This is a genomic window from Rahnella sp. PAMC25559, from assembly GCF_050632365.1.
Lineage (GTDB): Bacteria > Pseudomonadota > Gammaproteobacteria > Enterobacterales > Enterobacteriaceae > Rahnella > Rahnella rivi.
In genome coordinates, this window is sequence record NZ_CP192543.1 from 3,816,525 (window position 1) to 3,835,317 (window position 18,793).

Consider the following 18,793-nt stretch of genomic DNA (forward strand, 5'->3'; position numbering starts at 1 on the left):
AACCAAAAAGACGCCATCTTCGGCGTCTTTTTATTGGGCTGGGTTCAGGTCAGGTTAGCCATTTTTAAGCATTACGCGGCTGCCACCGGGTTGTGGCTCTGATCGGCCTTGCGCATCAACATCACCAGATAGACCAGTGAAACCACCGCGATCATCACAAACAGCAGGCGATCGGAATAGCTCTGCATCAGCATCGCTGTCATCGTCGGGCCGGCAAGACTGCCGATGGTGTAGCTCATCAGCAGAGCCTGATTCATTGCCACCAGCTCCTCAGAACTGACCTTCTCGCACGCCCACGACATCGCAACCGGATAAAGGGTGAAACCGGCGCATCCGAGAATAAATAGCGTAGGAGCCATCGCATAACCACTGAGCATTGCAATGCTGCCGAGGATGACACAAAAAATCTGGATGCGTAAAACCATCAGACGGCCATAGCGATCGGCAAGACGGCCTACCGGCCACTGCCCGACAATTCCCGCACTGACCAGCAGCGCCATCCAGTAGCCGACATTGGCATCGCTCATGCCCTGATGCGTCAGGAACAACGGCATCAGCCCATACAGCGATCCCAGAACGATGCCGGAAATAATGCATCCGTTAATTCCAAGACGCGCATTACGACGGCGGAACATGGGTAAAACTGAATGACGAGGCTGTTCGCTGTCCTGATTTTCCAGATGAGCAAACAGCAACGGTAACATGGCAATAACGATGAGCGAAGTTACCCATGGCAATACGCTGAATATCTGCGTTGGCACAGTGCCGACCAGAAGTTGTCCAACCACAGTACCGATGTAATACATGATCATGTATGCCGCCAGCAGTTGCCCGCGGTTCTTCACCGTACCGCTGCGCATCAGCGCGCTTTCCACTACCACCCAAATCAGCGCACAGCCAACACCGGCAATAAAACGTGCACCAATCCAGCTCCAGAAACTCATGGAAAGCGCCAGACCCGCGGTAGCACCGGCAAACAGGAAGCACGACAAGTAATAACTGCGATTAAAACCGAAACGCTTTATCAGGCCACCGGCGATCAGCGTACCGAGTAAATTACCGGTAAAATAAGATGAGCTGACGAGGCCAACCTGCCAGGTCGGCAATTGCTCGTGGCTCAGCCACAAAGGGACAAGCGTGTTCAAAACGGCGATAGAAATCGTCAGCAGAAGAAGTCCGCAAAGCAGCAGTGAAACGGGACGGGAATAGGCGGACATAAGGCGTTGATGACCACAAAGACGAAGAAATTGCGCGCATCATGCCACCGGCGAATAAAATGTCAATCTGGCAAAAACCCGTCTGCGCACAAACTGGAGGGTGATGATTGAAATCGTTAATCAAGCGGGGTGATTATGCTTCATGATGATTTAATGACAATCTGATATCACCATGATAACAAACAAGTTTGCATTTCCCACAGCCGTCACATTTTTCGTCATCCACGGAGGGCTGATTCTGTTGATTAAAAAATATTGCCGTGCGCGGACACGCAATTTCACACATCCTGCACATATCATCCATTCGCCCGAGACATTGCGGCAGATGCACAGGTCGTAACCCGGTATCCGCCCTGACGGAGGCATCCAGTGCACCGGTTTCACAAGCCTGAGTGCAGGCTCCGCAGAAATCACAGTCTGCATACTCAATGCTCAGGGCTGGCTTACCTTCCTGAAGGTGCAGGATACCGACCGGACAAGCTTGGGTGCAGTGTCCGCACCCGCTACATCTTTGGATGAATAAGGATTCTGCCACCGCCTGGGGAGGACGGGAAAGCAGACGCTGCGGGAGTGATCCAGCAGGTGCAGCGGCCTGCTCTTTGGTCTGTTTCGCCGAAGCCAGCAAGCCGCGAAATAATCCGCGACGGCTGACCTGGCGAGCGCTCATTCCGCTTTCAGAATTGCTCATCAGAAATAGAGATCTGCTGAAGGGATTTTCAGCGCCAGTTGCTGCTGCCAGCCTGACAATGTCGACTCAGCAAGGAGGGCAACCCCCTGATAAAGCGGATGTTCGGATTTTTGCTGCAACAATTCGAGGTATCGGCCTGACCACGGCAATAAATGCTGCGCCATAAACTCATTCAGCAATGACGGGGAATTCTCAGCCAGCCATGCGCACATCATCAGTAACAAGCCAATATGATCCTCCGGCTCAGCTTGCGTCAGGAGCGGTTCGATATGGTTTTCACGCATCCACTGGCGCAGTGCCAGGGTTGAATCACCAAACACTACCGATTCTTTATCCAGATAGACCGAACCCCACGGCGGAGCGGGTAATGCGTACGGCCCGATAAATAATCGCTGATAAGCCTGCCCGGCACTTTCTTCAGCCTCATCGATTTGTGCGAATAATTCGGCTGCCTGAGCCTTAATCTCGGCCGTGGCAAATGGCCATAACGGGCCCCAGTCGCTGGTTTTCAACAACGCAATCAGCGGCTGAACCTCTTCCGACGCTGGCGGATAGTACAGCATCGCACCCAATACTTTACTCGTTAAACTTATTGATTCTGCTGACATAATTCACTCATTTTAACGTGGGGACGCGCCACCGACGGCGAGGCGTCCCCAGACAGAGATAACGCTTAGGTAATTAACCGCTTACCGCCATACCCACGGTCATATGCAGACCGTAGAAAATTGCGCGTCCCACCAGTTCTCCCGAGAAGACCAGCACAAATGCCAGAATCATTGAGAGCAGCGCAGGACGTTTACGCATGATCAACGGACAGAACCAGCAGCCTAATCCCAGAATGATCAGCACCAGTCGCCATGCAGACAAGCTGCCATATTGCGGGATCAATGCAGATGCCGCCTGAACCGAACTGTGGATATTCGCCAGACCTGTACTTTGCATCACCACCAGCACCATGCTGATCACCAGCCCTGACAGGCTGATGACCGGTAACAGACGCAGACCACAACCCTGGATATTCGCGCCACGCAGCAGCAGATAGCCCAGAACCGGACCACCAATCAGAACTGTCAGTCCGAAGCTGAATGCGGTGTAAAGGTTATTCCAGGTAGGCACAGTATTGATTTCATAAACGCGGCACATTGCGTAAACAAACCCGATACCCGCCAGCATAGTGACCACCAGCCAAATTTTACCCAACAGGCGCGGCATTTTGTTGATCATTGCCAGCAGCCAGTAAATGCCACCAAGCGCAAAGAACAGTGAACCGCTGCCAATCTCGTTACTCAGCGGAGAAGCACCGAGACGGTTGAGCGAGTTAAATGCGCGCAGCGGTGAGCCCAGATGCAAGACCGAAGCCATAAACGCCACCGCCATCAGTGCCCAAAGGAAAAACATCGACAGGTGAATACGACGTTGCTCTTCTGCAGAGCGCTGAGTCAGTAATGCCATAGCCAGCACGATAAATGCCCCTACAACACACTGCCCCAACACGGTAAAGACCATTAAAGGCCATTCATGCCATCCGTTTCCCATCTCAAACCTCCTTCGGGTTAGCCAGATAACCCGTTGTATCGCCTACAGGACGGCAATTCGCATTGGGTTTAATGACGATATTTGGGTGCGTGAAATGCGCAGCCGGCAAGGGTGCCACTTCTGCCAGATCGCCATATTTCGCACGCAGTTCTTCGATCGGTGCCATATCAAGCGCACGCAGCGGGCAGGACTCGACGCAAATAGGTTTTTTACCTTCCGCAACGCGCTCATAACAGCCGTCACATTTGGTCATATGCCCTTTCGCTTCGTTGTACTGCGGCGCGCCATAAGGACAGGCCATATGGCAGTAGCGACAGCCAATACAGACGTCTTCGTTGACCACAACAAATCCGTCTTCACGTTTGTGCATTGCACCGCTCGGGCACACTTTGGTACAGGCTGGATCTGCGCAGTGGTTGCAGGAAATCGACAGATAATAAGCGAACACATTCTGATTCCAGCCATCACCGTCCTTCTGCCAGTCGCCACCGGCATATTCATAAATGCGGCGGAAATTAACGTCAGGCGTTAAATTTTTGAAGTCTTTACAGGCCAGTTCGCAGGTTTTGCATCCTGTGCAGCGGCTTGAATCAATATAAAAACCATATTGAGTTGTCATTTATTGCTCCGTTAAACCTTAGCCACTTGCACAAGGTTGGTATGAGAGGGGTTACCTTTCGCCAGCGGTGAAGGTCTTTGAGAAGTCAGTACGTTGATGCTGCCCGCACGGTCGATTCTTTTGCTGTCAGGGGTGTACCAGGCACCTTCGCCAAGCGCGACTACACCCGGCATCATGCGCGGCGTCACTTTAGCGGCAATCTGCACTTCCCCGCGATCGTTAAAGATGCGGATCATGTCGCCATTGGTGATGCCACGCTGCGCAGCATCCATCGGGTTAATCCACATTTCCTGACGGCATGCGGCTTTCAGCACATCCACATTTCCGTAAGTTGAATGCACCCGACCTTTGAAATGGAAACCTGTCAGTTGCAGGGGATAACGGCTGGCCAGCGGATCGTCATAGTTTTCGAATCCAGCGGCGTAAACCGGCAAAGGATCGATAATGTCTTCTTTTTCCAGCTGCCATTTCGCTGCGATATCAGCCAGCGCGGCCGAATAGATTTCAATTTTTCCCGACGGTGTTTCCAGAGGATTGGCAAGCGGATCTTCACGGAATGATTTGTACGCCACGTGGTGTTGCTCAGGGTCACGCTGCTTGAAAATCCCCTGCTGGCGGAAGGTATCGAAATCAGGAAGCGCGGGAATGGCCTGCACAGATTGCTGGTACAGGTGACGCATCCACTCTTCCTGCGTGCGGCCTTCGGTAAATTTCTGCCCGACGCCCATGCGTTTTGCCAGTTCGCTGGTCATCTCATAAATGTTTTTGCATTCAAAACGAGGTTTGATGACCTGATCGGCAAAAATGACATACGCCATATTCCCGGATGAGGCATCGAGACAGAAATCCATCTGCTCTGAGGCCGTGCAGTCGGGCAGGATAATATCCGCGTATCGGGCAGACGCCGTCATGTGATTGTCGATGACCACGATCATTTCACACTGCTTGTCATCCTGCAGGATGTCGTGCGTACGGTTGATCTCAGAGTGCTGGTTTATCAGACTGTTACCGGCATAATTCCAGATAAACTTAATCGGTACGCTGAGTTTATCTTTCCCACGAATACCGTCTTTTAAAGCGGTCAGTTCCGGCCCGCGTTTAACCGCATCGGTCCACAGGAAAAACGGAATGCTGGTCGTTACCGGGTTTTCAAAAGCAGGCATGCGAACAAAGGGCAGGCTGTAGAATCCTTCACAGGCACCGGAGTTACCGCCATTGATCCCTACGTTGCCGGTAAGAATTGCCAGCATTGCGATTGCACGGGTCGCGAGTTCACCATTGGCATGACGCTGTGGCCCCCAGCCCTGTGCGATAAACGCAGGTTTTGCCTGACCGATTTCACGGGCAAGTTTGACAATTTTGTCTACCGTGATGCCGGTGATCTTTGACGCCCATTCAGGTGTTTTGGCTGTTGCGTCTTCCCCGCTACCCAAAATGTAGGCTTTGTAATGCCCGTTGGCAGGCGCGCCTGCAGGTAAGGTTTTTTCATCGTAGCCGACGCAATATTTATCAAGGAACGGCTGATCGACCAGGTTTTCAGTGATCATCACGTGAGCGAGGGCCGCAGCAAGCGCAGCGTCTGTTCCGGGGCGAATAGGGATCCACTCATCTTCACGCCCTGCTGCTGTATCGGTATAACGTGGGTCGATGATGATCATGCGGGCATTGGATTTTTCCCGTGCCTGCGCCAGATAGTAAGTCACACCACCGCCACTGAGCCGGGTTTCGCCGGGGTTATTACCGAAAAACACCACCAGTTTGCTGTTTTCGATATCCGACGGGCTGTTACCATCGGCCCATCCGCCATAGGTATAATTAAGGCCGGCCGCGATTTGCGCCGAGCTGTAATCACCATAATGGTTCAGATAACCGCCACAGCAATTCATCAGACGGGCAATCAATGTGGAGCCTGGCGGCCATGAACGGGTCATGGTGCCACCTAACGTTCCGGTACCGTAATTGAGATAAACCGCCTCATTACCGTATTTGCCGATGATGTCTTTCAGGCTGCCAGCAATCGTCTCGAAGGCTTCTTCCCAGCTTATACGAATGAATTTTCCTTCTCCGCGCGCACCCACCCGCTTCATCGGAAACTTCAAACGATCGGGGTTGTACACTCGACGACGCATCGAGCGCCCGCGCAGACAGGCCCTGACCTGATGTAATCCTTCGTAATTGTCATCGCCGGTGTTATCGGTTTCGACATAACGAATTTCACCATCAACAACATGCATTCTTAACGGGCAGCGGCTTTCACAGTTAACCGTACAGGCACTCCATACCACTTTTTCGTCGGTAAGTTTGCTGTCGGTGGCAGTCCCGGCCGCCTGCGCGTGCCTGAAAGGCATCGTTACCCCTCCGGCTGCGGCAACCAGTCCCACCAATGCGGAATTTTTCATCAACGTTCGACGACTTATTCCTGCGGCTGTCCCTGCATTTCCTTGCATTTTATTCGACATATCCTTGCTCCTTAATATCCCTTCATAAACAGCAAAGGGATGAAACGTTAACGACCACTTCTGTACGACGCCTTTCGGCCTTCGCTAATTTCTATATTTTTTCTATTTGAATGAGATTCGTATGTTGCGGATTTCCCTTCGCCAGCGGGGATGGGCGTTGGGTGGTCAGCGTGTTCATACACGCGCCATGGTCAATACGATCACCTTTCATATTGGCCTGATGCCATGCGCCCTGCCCCATAGCCACAACGCCGGGCATGATCCGTGGCGTCACTTTTGCCGCGACACGCACTTCACCGCGATCGTTAAAGACCTTCACTTTGTCGCCGTTTTCAATGCCACGGGTTTTGGCATCCAGTGGATTGATCCACACTTCCTGACGGCAGGCGGCCTGCAGCACATCAATATTGCCGTAGGTCGAGTGAGTGCGCGCTTTGTAATGGAAACCGAACATCTGCAACGGGAACTGACTGCGTTTCGGATCGTCCCAGCCTTCAAAGGTCGAGGCATACACTGGTAACGGGCTGATGGTTTCGTCTTTTTTCAATTCCCATTCACCGGCAATTTTTGCCAGTGCGGAAGAGTAAATTTCGATTTTTCCGGACGGGGTTTTAAGCGGGTTAGCCTGCGGATCCTGACGGAATTTTTTATAAGCGACAAAATGCCCTGCGGGGTCTTTGCGCTTATAAATTCCCATGTCACACAAGGCTTCATACGCAGGCAGCGCCGGGTCTTTCAGCAGCATTTTGGCGTAGAGATATTGCAACCACTCACGCTGAGTACGGCCCTCTGTGAACTTGTTGTAAACATCCGGCCCAAGACGACGCGCCACTTCGCTCATCATCTCGTAAATGCCTTTTCGCCCGAACTTAGCCGAGGTCGCTGGCTGAATGAAAATCAGATAGCCCATATTTCCGGCGTAATCATTCGGGATGATATCTTCCTGCTCAACGGTCATCAGATCAGGCAGCAGGATGTCGGCATACTTAGCTGAGGAGGTCATGAAGTTTTCGATCACGACAATCATTTCGCAGTCCTGATCATCCTGCAAAATATCGTGAGTTTTGTTGATGTCGGAATGCTGATTGGTGATGGTATTCCCGGCATAGTTCCAGATGAATTTGATCGGCACATCCAGCTTGTCTTTACCGCGAACACCATCGGCTTTAGCCGTCATTTCAGGGCCACGCGCAATGGCGTCGGTCCAGCTGAAACAGGAAATCTGCGTTTCTACCGGGTTTTCCAGCACAGGCATTCGTTCAATGGTGAGGGTATAAGTCGACTCACGCGCGCCACTGTTACCGCCGTTAATACCCACGTTACCGGTTAAAATTGGCAGCATAGCAATGGCACGTGACGTCAGCTCACCGTTGGCCTGGCGCTGCGGCCCCCATCCCTGAGAAATGTACGCAGGCTTAGCCTGACCGATTTCCCGCGCAAGCTTAACAATTCGCGATGCCGGAATGCCGGTGATGTGCGAGGCCCATTCCGGTGTTTTGGGCGTAGCATCCGCGCCCTGACCCAGAATGTAAGCTTTATAGTGGCTATTGGCGGGTGCATCGGCAGGCAGTGTTTTTTCGTCATAGCCCACGCAATACGTATCCAGGAAAGGCTGATCCACCAAATTTTCGCTGATCAGAACATGTGCAAGGCCGGCGACCAGCGCGGCATCGGTGCCCGGACGGATGGGGATCCATTCGTCTTCGCGTCCTGCTGCAGTATCGGTATAACGCGGGTCGATCACGATCATGCGGGCATTGGAACGCTGACGCGCCTCTTCGAGGTAGTACGTGATCCCGCCGCCGCTCATGCGCGTCTCGGCAGGATTATTACCGAAGAGCACCACCAGTTTGCTGTTTTCGATATCAGACGTGCTGTTGCCGTCGTTGCTGCCATAGGTGTAAGGCATGGCGCAGGAAATTTGAGCGGTGCTGTAAGTGCCGTAATGACTGAGGAAACCGCCGTAGCAGTTCATCAGGCGGGCTACCAGTGAGGCGTAAGGCGATGAACGGGTGATGTTGCCGCCAACCACGCCAGAGGTGTAGTTGATATATACCGCTTCGTTGCCGTATTTAGCGACGATACGTTTCAGATTATTGGCAATCTCGTCAAAAGCCTCTTCCCAGCTGATGCGGACAAACTTACCTTCTCCGCGCTTACCCACGCGTTTCATCGGATAGTTTAACCGGTCCGGGTGATTCATACGCCGGCGCATGGAGCGTCCACGCAGGCAGGCGCGCACCTGGTGATCGCCATAAATATCATTGCCGGTATTATCCGTTTCAACCCAATACACTTCATCGTCGCGAACGTGTAACCGCAATGCGCATCGGCTGCCGCAGTTAACGGAACAGGCACCCCAGACCACTTTATCCTCAGGCGTAGGATGTTTTCCTTCCCCTATCGCCGCGGCTAAAGCACTTCGTCCAAATGGCAGCGAGACGCCTCCTGCAGCAAGAGCCAGCCCGGCCAGTGAAGAGGTTTTCATCAACGTCCGCCGGCTGATACCTGTATTTTCAGGGATAATATCTGGTTTTATTTCCGACATATTTCCGCTCCGGTAAGTTGCTTCGTCATCCGGACCGGTGCTTACAATGACACCAGACTTTGACGAAGAATTGAGCGGGCAGAAATGCAAAGCACAGGGAGTATTTGGGTACCCACTCGGAATGCATGGATATTACTCACCATGAGGTAGGAAACTTTGTTTGCTATCAAGATAAGAAAGGATTGGGGGAGACGGAACAGCAGAACCCTCGTACAACGCACGATTTCAGACATAAAAAAAGCGCCCGGAGGCGCTTTTCGCTATATTGTAAAGTATATAGCGGCATTAGCCGATATATTCTAAACCGCCCATGTAAGGACGCAGCACTTCCGGCACTTCGATACGGCCATCTGCTTGCTGATAGTTTTCCAGCACGGCAACCAGTGTACGGCCAACGGCCAGACCGGAACCGTTCAGAGTGTGAACCAGACGTGGCTTCTTCTCTGTTTTGCTACGGCAGCGAGCCTGCATACGACGTGCCTGGAAATCCCACATGTTAGAACACGAGGAGATTTCACGGTACGTATCCTGCGCGGGCAGCCACACTTCCAGGTCATAGGTTTTGCTTGAACCAAAGCCCATATCGCCGGTGCACAGCAACATTTTGCGGTATGGCAGATTCAGCAGCTGAAGGACTTTTTCGGCATGGCCAGTCAGTTCTTCAAGCGCCTGCATTGAATCTTCAGGACGAACAATCTGAACCATCTCGACTTTATCGAACTGGTGCATACGGATCAGACCACGGGTATCACGGCCATAGGAACCGGCTTCTGAACGGAAACATGGCGTATGCGCAGTCATCTTCACAGGCAGTGATTCCTCATCGAGGATTTCGTCACGCACCAGATTGGTCAGAGGCACTTCTGCCGTTGGGATCAGCGCATAGTTGCTGCTGCCCGCTTCTTCGTCCAAAGGCTTGGTATGGAACAAGTCTTCGCCAAACTTAGGCAACTGACCGGTACCATAAAGCGTTTCATGGTTGACCAGATAAGGAACGTACGCTTCCAGATAACCGTGCTGCTCAGTATGCAAATCAAGCATGAACTGAGAAAGTGCACGATGCATGCGGGCAATTTGCCCTTTCATGACAACGAAACGAGAACCGGTCAGCTTAACCGCAGCGGCGAAATCCAGACCGCCCGCCATTTCACCCAGCGATACGTGATCGCGTACGGCGAAATCGTACTGGCGCGGTGTGCCCCAGCGGCTGACTTCCTGATTATCGTTTTCATCTTTACCGGCAGGTACGGAATCATCTGGCAAGTTAGGAATAGCAGAAGCGACATCACGGATATCATTTTGCAATGCGTCCAGTTCAGCTTTTGCTGCATCCAGCTTCTCACCCAGCGTAAACACTTCCTGACGCAGGGGTTCGATGTCTTCGCCACGGGCTTTAGCCTGACCGATAGTTTTCGATCGTGCGTTACGTTCAGCCTGGAGAGTTTCCGTTTCTACCTGCAAGACTTTGCGGCGCTCTTCCTGAGAACGCAGCTTTTCCACATCGAGTTTAAAACCTCTGCGAGCGAGTTTTTCTGCAACTGCGTCTAGCTCATTACGCAGCAGATTGGGATCGAGCATGCTAATCCTGTACGTGTCGTTATTGAATGTTAATTTGATGAAGCACGCCGCGTTAAACGGCAGCGTGTCAAAGAGTTATCCAGGTAACCTTACCGCAACGATAAAGTTAGCGGTAGCGTTTTGTCGGGCTATTTTGATCTTGTTCAGCAAGCCAAGCCAGCTTTTCACCGATCTTGCCTTCCAGACCGCGAGAGGTGGGATAATAATACTGAGTTCGGGCCATTTCCGGTGGGAAATAATCTTCTCCGGCGGCGTACGCGTTCGGCTCATCGTGGGCATAACGATATTCTTTACCCAGCCCCATTTCTTTCATCAGCTTGGTCGGAGCATTACGCAAATGTTCAGGCACATCGTAGTCAGATTTTTCACGCGCATCACGCATTGCTACTTTAAACGCACTGTAAACTGCATTACTTTTTGGGGCGCAAGCCAGATAGACAATCGCCTGAGCTATCGCCCGTTCACCTTCCGCCGGACCGACGCGGGTGAAACAATCCCAGGCTGCAATCGCCACCTGCATTGCGCGAGGATCGGCATTGCCCACATCTTCAGACGCGATGGCTAACAACCTGCGGGCTACGTAGAGAGGATCTCCTCCCGCGGTGATAATACGGGCATACCAGTAAAGTGCGCCGTCAGGAGATGAGCCACGAACCGATTTGTGCAATGCAGAAATCAAGTCGTAGAAGCGATCACCTTTGTTATCAAATCGCGCGCTCCGCTCACCGGATATTTCGGTCAATAATTCGGGCGTGAGTGTCCGGAAACCTTTTGCATCGACTTCTGCCATATCGGCCATCATTTCGATGCTGTTGAGCGCGCGGCGGGCATCGCCATTCACCAGCTCCGACAACATCCTGCGCGTATCTGGCGGAACACGAATTTTTTCATTGGCGTATCCGCGCTCGGCATTGGTGAGTGCCTGGTCGATGACTTTTTCGATATCTTCCGCTGTGAGGGATTTCAGCAGATAAACGCGGGCGCGTGACAGCAATGCAGAATTGAGTTCGAACGAGGGATTTTCCGTCGTCGCACCAATAAACGTAATGGTGCCGTCTTCAATATGCGGCAGGAATGCATCCTGCTGGCTTTTATTAAAACGATGGACTTCATCGACAAACAGAATAGTACGACGCCCGGCATCACGATTTTGACGGGCGCGCTCAATAGCTTCACGGATTTCTTTGATGCCTGAAGTGACCGCTGAAATGCGCTCGACGTCAGCATTTGCATAGCGGCCAATCAGTTCTGCCAGCGTCGTTTTCCCGGTGCCCGGCGGCCCCCACAAGATCATCGAATGCAACTGCCCTGCTTCAATCGCGCGTGGCAAAGGTTTGCCAGGCGCTAACAGATGTTGCTGTCCGATATATTCTGCAAGAGTGACTGGCCGCATTCTGGCGGCCAGTGGCTGAAATTCATTCTGGGAAAAATCGAGTGACATATTACTCAAAGGGGCCTCACTGACGCTGGTCGTCCACCGTCACACCTTGTGGTGGAGTAAATTTAAATTTGGCATCGTCAACGGTCGCATTCTGCTCACCTTTGAGAACGTAAGCGCTTTTCTGCCCGTCCTGCTCGATAGCCGAGAAACTCTTGATGGTGCCGGTCGGCGTCACGTTGATGGTGAATTGTTTCAGATTACCGGTTGCGCCTTTAGGCGTTAATTCGAAATCATCGCCTTTTTGCTTCACGTTATATTTCGCCCAGTCGCTGCTGTCGTTACGGGTGATCAGCATAAACGGCGTGTTACCGGTCGCATTTTTCAACCAGGTTGCAGTCACTTGCTCAACAAACGGATTGTAGAACCACAGGGTTTTACCATCGGAAACCAAAATGCTTTCATCTGGCGTGGTCATATGCCAGTTGAACAGGTTCGGACGTTTTACCCACAGCTGACCTTCGCCCTGCTGAACAGCGGCGCCATCATCACTGGTCACGGTCTGCGTAAAGCTGGCGTGGAAGGTGTTCAGTTTGCCCAGGCGGGATTTAAGATCGCTGTTGGCATCCGCCAAAACAGAAGCGGAGGTAAATGCAGTCAGTAAACACCCTACCATTAACAATTTTTTCATTCTTATTATTACCTCAGGGATCCAAAAACTCAGACGATGCCTTTCACACTGGCAAAAGACGTATGGTGCGAACTCTATCCGAGGCGACGCCCCGGCGGTAGCTCAATCATCTGAAAAACATGTGTTTTACGCATCTTTGCACAAGGGCCGCTTTCGCGACCCTTCTTAACCTAATACGAGCAGTTCAGACAAGGCTCATTCATGCGAAGGGGGTGCCAGTACTTCACGGTTGCCGTTATGGCCCGGCGTACTCACGATCCCCTGTGCTTCCATTTGCTCAACGATTCGCGCTGCACGGTTGTAACCGATACGGAACTGACGCTGTACGCCGGAGATTGAAGCACGACGCTTATCAACAACGAAAGCGACTGCCTGATCGAACAACGCATCAAGTTCTTCGTCATCACCCAGACCCAGCCCGCCACCTTCACCATCATCGCCACCGGAAATGATGCTTTCGATGTATTTAGGCCGCCCGCGCGCTTTCCAGTCCTGCACAACAGCGTGCACTTCCTGATCGCGGACAAACGCACCGTGAACACGTACGGGTATCGATGAGTTAGGTGCCATATACAACATGTCACCCATTCCCAGCAGAGACTCTGCTCCCCCCTGATCGAGGATGGTACGGGAGTCAATTTTGCTTGATACTGTAAACGCAATACGGGTCGGAATGTTGGCCTTAATCAGGCCAGTGATGACGTCAACCGACGGACGCTGGGTGGCGAGCACCAGATGGATCCCTGCTGCACGGGCTTTCTGGGCCAGTCGGGCAATCAGCTCTTCCACCTTTTTACCCACGGTCATCATCAGATCAGCGAACTCATCCACCAGCACGACGATAAATGGCTCTTTACCCAGGAATGGCGGCTCAGCAGCCATTCCGTCGCCCGGCTTCCAGAATGGATCAGGGATCGGGCGGCCCATGGCTTCCGCTTCCTGAATACGTTCGTTATAACCGGCCAGATTACGGACACCCAGCGCAGACATCAGTTTGTAGCGGCGTTCCATCTCACCGACACACCAACGCAGCGCATTAGCGGCGTCTTTCATATCGGTAACCACTTCCGTCAGCAAATGCGGGATGCCTTCATACACGGATAACTCGAGCATTTTCGGGTCAATCATGATGAAGCGCACTTCTTCAGGCGTAGCCTTATAGAGCATGCTGAGGATCATGGCGTTAACGCCTACCGATTTACCGGAACCGGTGGTACCGGCCACCAGTAAGTGCGGCATTTTCGCCAGATCAGCCACCACAGGCTCGCCGGAAATGTCTTTACCCAATACGATAGTCAATGGCGAAGGACTGTCTTTGAACTTAGCGCAGTCCAACACTTCCCGCAGATACACGGTCTGACGCTTTTTATTCGGTAACTCAAGGCCCACGTAAGGTTTGCCTGGAATGACTTCCACAACGCGGACTGCGACAGCAGATAACGAACGCGCAAGGTCACGCGAGAGGTTCGAAATGCGCGCTGCCTTTACACCCGGTGCCAGATCCAACTCGAATCGGGTGATCACCGGCCCCGGCAATTTGCCGACGACGTCCGCTTTGATACGATAATCGTTCAGTCGCGCTTCAATCAGGTTACCCATTTGCTCAAGCGCAAACTCATCCACAGGTTCAGCTTCTGCCGGTGGAGACGTCAGTAAATCCAGTGACGGCAATGGCGTCGTAGGTTTTACCAGCGGCTGCTCGTGACGCATCAGGAATGGGTGGATGAGGCTGTCCATATCCGGTTTAGCGGCAGGCGGTGACTGGCGCGGCGCTTCATACTCTTGCGCATGTTGCACTGGCTGAGGCGATTGCGGCCGTTGGTAAGGTTCTTGTGCAAATGCTGCGGGGTGCGGTTCTTCTTCTGCCTGCGCAGACAAGGTAAACAGCGGCTCGGAAGGCGTATCGTCGACCAGATCAGCCATTGGCGAGAAGCTGAATGCGTCATGCTGGCTGAGCTTCATGGCCGCCGCGGCAAAATCATCCGCTGCAGACGTTGCGGACTCTGCCCGCTGCTGCTGTGGATCATTTGCCTGAGAATGATGATGCTGAACCACGCCGCTTTGCGGCTCAACGTCTTGCTGGTAACGCGTCTGTTCACGTGCAGCAAATGCGTGACGTAATTCCGCTTCCTGCAAGGCCGCCTCATCATCAGGTTCATCTTGCGCAGCCGTTTCGCCGTAACGCTGTTGCTGCTGATCGGAAAACGCCTGACGTAATGCGGCTTCCTGCATCGCAGCTTCATCCGCCAGAGACTGCTCGTCCTGGTAGACGGGTTCCTGAGTGGCACTCTGCTGCGCCGTTTGCTCTTGCTGCTCAGCCATACGCTGAGAAGGCAGTTTTATCCCGTAGGATGCCAGCTCGCGACGCGTCGGGATCCGCACAGGGTTCGGTCTTGGCAATTCAGGGCCAAAACCTTTTTTGACCTGCGGATTTTCATCACTGACGGCGCTGAATGCAGGCATAAAAGTATTACCGGCAGTAGATGCAGCAGACTGCCCGGCTTGCGCCAGACCGGTTGCCAGCGCTGCCGTGGCAGCCACACTCGCAGCGTGAGCGCTGTCAGGAGTAGGAGAACTGAAGTCAAACGGCGAACGGGTGTTGTGTTCCGCCGCAGTCTGCCAGTTACCCATACGTGGCCCGTCATCTTCATTGTGTTCAGGTTGCACCGGTGACGGCGATTGCTGAACAGGCTGAGGATGGCGCGGTACCGGTGTTTCTTCCGGAATTTCGAAGCTGTATAACGGCGGCGCGGCTGGTTCATGGGCTGCAGGAGGTGGTGCAATATTCGCGACCGGCGGCTCTGCGGCATAACGACTGACTGCCTCAGGTGCAACGGGCGACGTTTCAGCCACCGGCACGGCATCAGCCACTGCGGGCTGAGGGGCAGATTCATTCACTGACGGGGCCGAGAACAGCACGTCATCTACATCTGCATCTGCATCTGCAGGCGCGGCTACCACAGTTGATGCGGCTGCCGCTGTCGCTGCGGCAGTTGCCGGAGCAGCATGCGCTACCGGTTTTGCATCGCCCTCTTCTTCCAGCAACGGATCATCGTGTTCGTCGTCATAATACTCATCGTCGTCACGGCGGGAACGGTTGGTCACAATGTTAGTGACACCGAGCACTGCACCACCAATTTTCTCAGCGATGGTCAGCCATGACCAGCCGGTAAACAGCGTCAGTCCGGCAGCCCAGACACACAGCAGAACCAGCGTGGCACCGACATTGTTAAAGTATGGTGTCATCGCCGTGCTCAGCAAACTGCCGATCACTCCGCCTGAGGCGAAATAATAGAGGTCATCGATGTTGACTGAGGCCAGTCCGCAAGACGTGACAATAAGCGCCAGCGTCCCAATGAGACGCAGCGACCAGGCAAAATAGTCGATGAAATCCTGATTATCGCGCTGACGGAAAGCCGCCCAGCACAAACACAGGATAATAGGGGGGATCGCGTAACCAAATACGCCAAAGATGAAGAACAGCGTATCCGCCATCCACGCGCCAACACCGCCACCCCAGTTATGAATAGGCCCATGCCAGGCGGTTTGCGACCAGCTTGGATCTGAGGGGTTAAAACTCACCAGTGCTGCTATCAAATACGCAGCAAATATCGCCACCACAACCAGCAACGCCTCCACAATACGGCGGCCATTGCTCAGTCTTTTGAGGGTAACGTCTTTATCTTCTGTATATTCCTGGCTCAAGAAAGGCTCTCCAGGTTCCTGTGAACTGAGAAAAAGCAACAGCGCCGAGAGTTGACCCCGGCGCCATAGCTGTATAGATACACAGGAGTGTAGCTAAAGTTACAAGGTTTTGCACCTGACAATTACCGGGTCTTGATGACCAGGCGATTCGTCTGTTTCACTTCTTCCATTACCACATAGGTACGGGTGTCGTTAACACCCGGCAGACGAAGCAATGTCTCACCTAACAGCTTACGGTAAGCAGACATATCCGGTACGCGGGTTTTCAACAGGTAGTCGAAATCCCCTGAAACCAAATGACACTCCTGAATATCTTCGAGTTTTTGTACTGCCGCATTGAACTGCTCAAACACATCCGGCGCACCGCGGTTGAGGGTTATCTCAACAAAAACCAGCAGCGATGCATCAAGATAATGTGGGTTAAGCAGTGCGGTATAACCATTAATGAAGCCCTGACGTTCCAGACGACGAACGCGCTCCAGACATGGCGTTGGAGATAATCCCACACGTTTGGAAAGCTCGACGTTTGAAATCCGGCCATCCTTTTGAAGTTCGTTGAGGATGTTACGGTCAATACGGTCGAGATCTTTTCCCGGACGTTTTTTGTTGTCTACCATTATTATTGTCTCTCTGCTGTCCTTCCCTGCACCTGCCTACCCCAGCCAACTTCAATGTCTAAGGGTTGTCCCAAGCGAAGACCCGATTATTAAGGTTTACGCATCCAAAAGCCGTGTTTATCCCCTGTCATAAGGAACACGGCCAAAACCGGACACTCAAAAGAAATAACTCTGTGGAATTAATAGATTGGAAACAACCAATCTGATTCACCAAACCCTGCGGCAACACAAAAACCCAAAAGCAACACCAGAACGGGTCGGGTAGCAGCCATTTGGATAAATTCAAGTCACTGACAGGCAGTTAATTTCTTCTTACCCTGATGTTTTCGCAAATGCACAGCGGATTGTCAAAGTAAAAGAAGCAAAATCAGAAGAACGTGCCAGATTGAAAAGCCACCGCCCCCTTTTTAGCTATCTTTTCTCTTTGAACAATAACAATTCCGTTCACACGTTATTTCAGCCATATCCCTACAAATTACCGTGATATGTGGCTATTTTAGCGTGTTATAGACAACGTCCAGACTATCCCGACACTCAGACATGCTGGTTTTTTATGCTTACCATCAATCAGTTACCTGAAACATGGTGAAGCGCGAAATCCTTTTTACGCCGGTTGCGCAGTAAAAACTATCAGACAAATCGCTAACAACATCTGAGTTTGCTTTTTTTAACACGCAGTTTTCCCTACAATCGCTTATCGCTAGTCACCATCGCGGAGTTAGATTGCCCATGAGTACGGTTAAACACAGTAAATTATTGATTTTAGGTTCTGGCCCGGCAGGTTATACCGCCGCGGTTTACGCAGCGCGCGCCAACCTCAATCCTGTTTTGATTACCGGCGTGGAAAAAGGCGGTCAGCTGACCACAACCACCGAAGTGGAAAACTGGCCGGGAGATCCCGAAGGTCTGACCGGTCCGGCATTGATGGATCGCATGCATGAGCACGCCACTAAATTCAACACCGAGATCATTTTCGACCATATCAATCAGGTGGATCTGCAAAATCGTCCGTTCCGCCTGACGGGCGACAGCGGCGAATACACCTGTGATGCGTTGATCATCGCCACCGGCGCCTCTGCCCGTTACATTGGTTTGCCATCCGAAGAAGCGTTTAAAGGCCGTGGCGTCTCAGCCTGTGCCACCTGCGATGGTTTCTTCTACCGCAATCAGAAAGTGGCCGTAGTGGGCGGCGGGAATACCGCTGTGGAAGAAGCGCTTTATCTGGCTAACATCGCCTCAGAAGTCCATTTAATTCACCGCCGCGACAGTTTCCGTGCTGAAAAAATTCTGGTTGATCGCCTGAATGATAAAGTCGCCAGCGGCAACATTGTTCTGCATACCCACAAAACGCTGGACGAAGTGGTTGGCGATCAGATGGGCGTGACTGGCGCAAGCCTGATGGATGTCCGTACCGATGAAAAATCTCAGGTTGACGTCGCGGGTGTATTTATCGCTATCGGTCACAGCCCGAATACCGGCATTTTCGAAGGCCAGCTTGAGCTTAAAGACGGCTACATCAAAGTGCAGTCCGGTTCGCACGGCAATGCCACGCAAACCAGCATCCCGGGAGTTTTTGCCGCGGGTGACGTGATGGACCATATCTACCGTCAGGCGATCACGTCCGCCGGAACCGGTTGTATGGCCGCACTGGATGCTGAGCGTTATCTGGATGGCTTATCGCAAGCACCGGATTTGTAATCCTCTTTTCTGCGATTTATTTTCCATCATCCTGATGAATAAGGCGGCTATCTGGC

The 18,793-nt window shown here is 52.5% G+C and carries 13 protein-coding genes; 1 reads left to right on the top strand and 12 read right to left on the bottom strand.

Features of this window, described 5'->3' with window-relative positions; all coding sequences use genetic code 11:
* Positions 1-71: 71 nt before the first annotated feature.
* The 12 genes from ACQZQY_RS18740 to lrp all read right to left on the bottom strand — a co-directional run bounded on the left by ACQZQY_RS18740 (position 72) and on the right by lrp (position 17,039).
* A complete protein-coding gene (locus tag ACQZQY_RS18740) occupies positions 72-1,217 on the bottom strand; it encodes an MFS transporter (RefSeq protein ID WP_122094768.1) in 1,146 nt (381 codons plus the stop codon).
* 133 nt (positions 1,218-1,350) lie between these two features.
* Positions 1,351-1,905 (bottom strand): ferredoxin-type protein NapF, encoded by a 555-nt coding sequence (napF, locus tag ACQZQY_RS18745; protein WP_414072878.1) that lies wholly within the window; start codon positions 1,903-1,905, stop codon positions 1,351-1,353.
* Positions 1,905-2,513 carry a Tat proofreading chaperone DmsD gene (dmsD, locus tag ACQZQY_RS18750; protein WP_431296185.1) on the bottom strand — a complete coding sequence of 203 codons (609 nt, stop codon included), beginning with the start codon at positions 2,511-2,513 and terminating at the stop codon, positions 1,905-1,907. Before dmsD ends, napF begins: the two co-directional genes overlap by 1 nt.
* Positions 2,514-2,586: 73 nt before the next feature.
* Positions 2,587-3,444: a dimethyl sulfoxide reductase anchor subunit family protein gene (locus tag ACQZQY_RS18755; protein ID WP_431296186.1), complete on the bottom strand. Its 858-nt coding sequence runs from the start codon at positions 3,442-3,444 to the stop codon at positions 2,587-2,589.
* Position 3,445: 1 nt separating this feature from the next.
* Positions 3,446-4,063, bottom strand: coding sequence for a DMSO/selenate family reductase complex B subunit (locus tag ACQZQY_RS18760; protein WP_056769245.1), 618 nt, complete (start codon positions 4,061-4,063; stop codon positions 3,446-3,448).
* A gap of 11 nt (positions 4,064-4,074) precedes the next feature.
* Positions 4,075-6,510, bottom strand: coding sequence for a dimethylsulfoxide reductase subunit A (gene dmsA / locus ACQZQY_RS18765; RefSeq protein ID WP_431297214.1), 2,436 nt, complete (start codon positions 6,508-6,510; stop codon positions 4,075-4,077).
* A 103-nt stretch (positions 6,511-6,613) separates the two neighbouring features.
* Entirely contained in the window at positions 6,614-9,070 is a 2,457-nt protein-coding gene (ynfE, locus tag ACQZQY_RS18770) for a selenate/tellurate reductase subunit YnfE (RefSeq protein ID WP_431296187.1), read from the bottom strand.
* Positions 9,071-9,355: 285 nt separating this feature from the next.
* The gene (serS, locus tag ACQZQY_RS18775; protein WP_431296188.1) at positions 9,356-10,648 is read right to left on the bottom strand and encodes a serine--tRNA ligase; all 1,293 of its coding nucleotides are present in this window, start codon (positions 10,646-10,648) and stop codon (positions 9,356-9,358) included.
* A gap of 106 nt (positions 10,649-10,754) precedes the next feature.
* The gene (locus ACQZQY_RS18780) at positions 10,755-12,098 is read right to left on the bottom strand and encodes a replication-associated recombination protein A (RefSeq protein ID WP_431296189.1); all 1,344 of its coding nucleotides are present in this window, start codon (positions 12,096-12,098) and stop codon (positions 10,755-10,757) included.
* 7 nt (positions 12,099-12,105) lie between these two features.
* A complete protein-coding gene (gene lolA / locus ACQZQY_RS18785; protein WP_431296190.1) occupies positions 12,106-12,717 on the bottom strand; it encodes an outer membrane lipoprotein chaperone LolA in 612 nt (203 codons plus the stop codon).
* Positions 12,718-12,912: 195 nt separating this feature from the next.
* Positions 12,913-16,422 carry a DNA translocase FtsK 4TM domain-containing protein gene (locus tag ACQZQY_RS18790; protein WP_431296191.1) on the bottom strand — a complete coding sequence of 1,170 codons (3,510 nt, stop codon included), beginning with the start codon at positions 16,420-16,422 and terminating at the stop codon, positions 12,913-12,915.
* Positions 16,423-16,544: 122 nt separating this feature from the next.
* Positions 16,545-17,039: a leucine-responsive transcriptional regulator Lrp gene (gene lrp / locus ACQZQY_RS18795; protein WP_013574775.1), complete on the bottom strand. Its 495-nt coding sequence runs from the start codon at positions 17,037-17,039 to the stop codon at positions 16,545-16,547.
* 729 nt (positions 17,040-17,768) lie between these two features.
* On the opposite strand from lrp, the gene trxB reads away from it, so the two are divergent.
* Positions 17,769-18,737, top strand: coding sequence for a thioredoxin-disulfide reductase (gene trxB / locus ACQZQY_RS18800; RefSeq protein ID WP_431296192.1), 969 nt, complete (start codon positions 17,769-17,771; stop codon positions 18,735-18,737).
* The last annotated feature ends 56 nt before the right edge of the window (positions 18,738-18,793 follow it).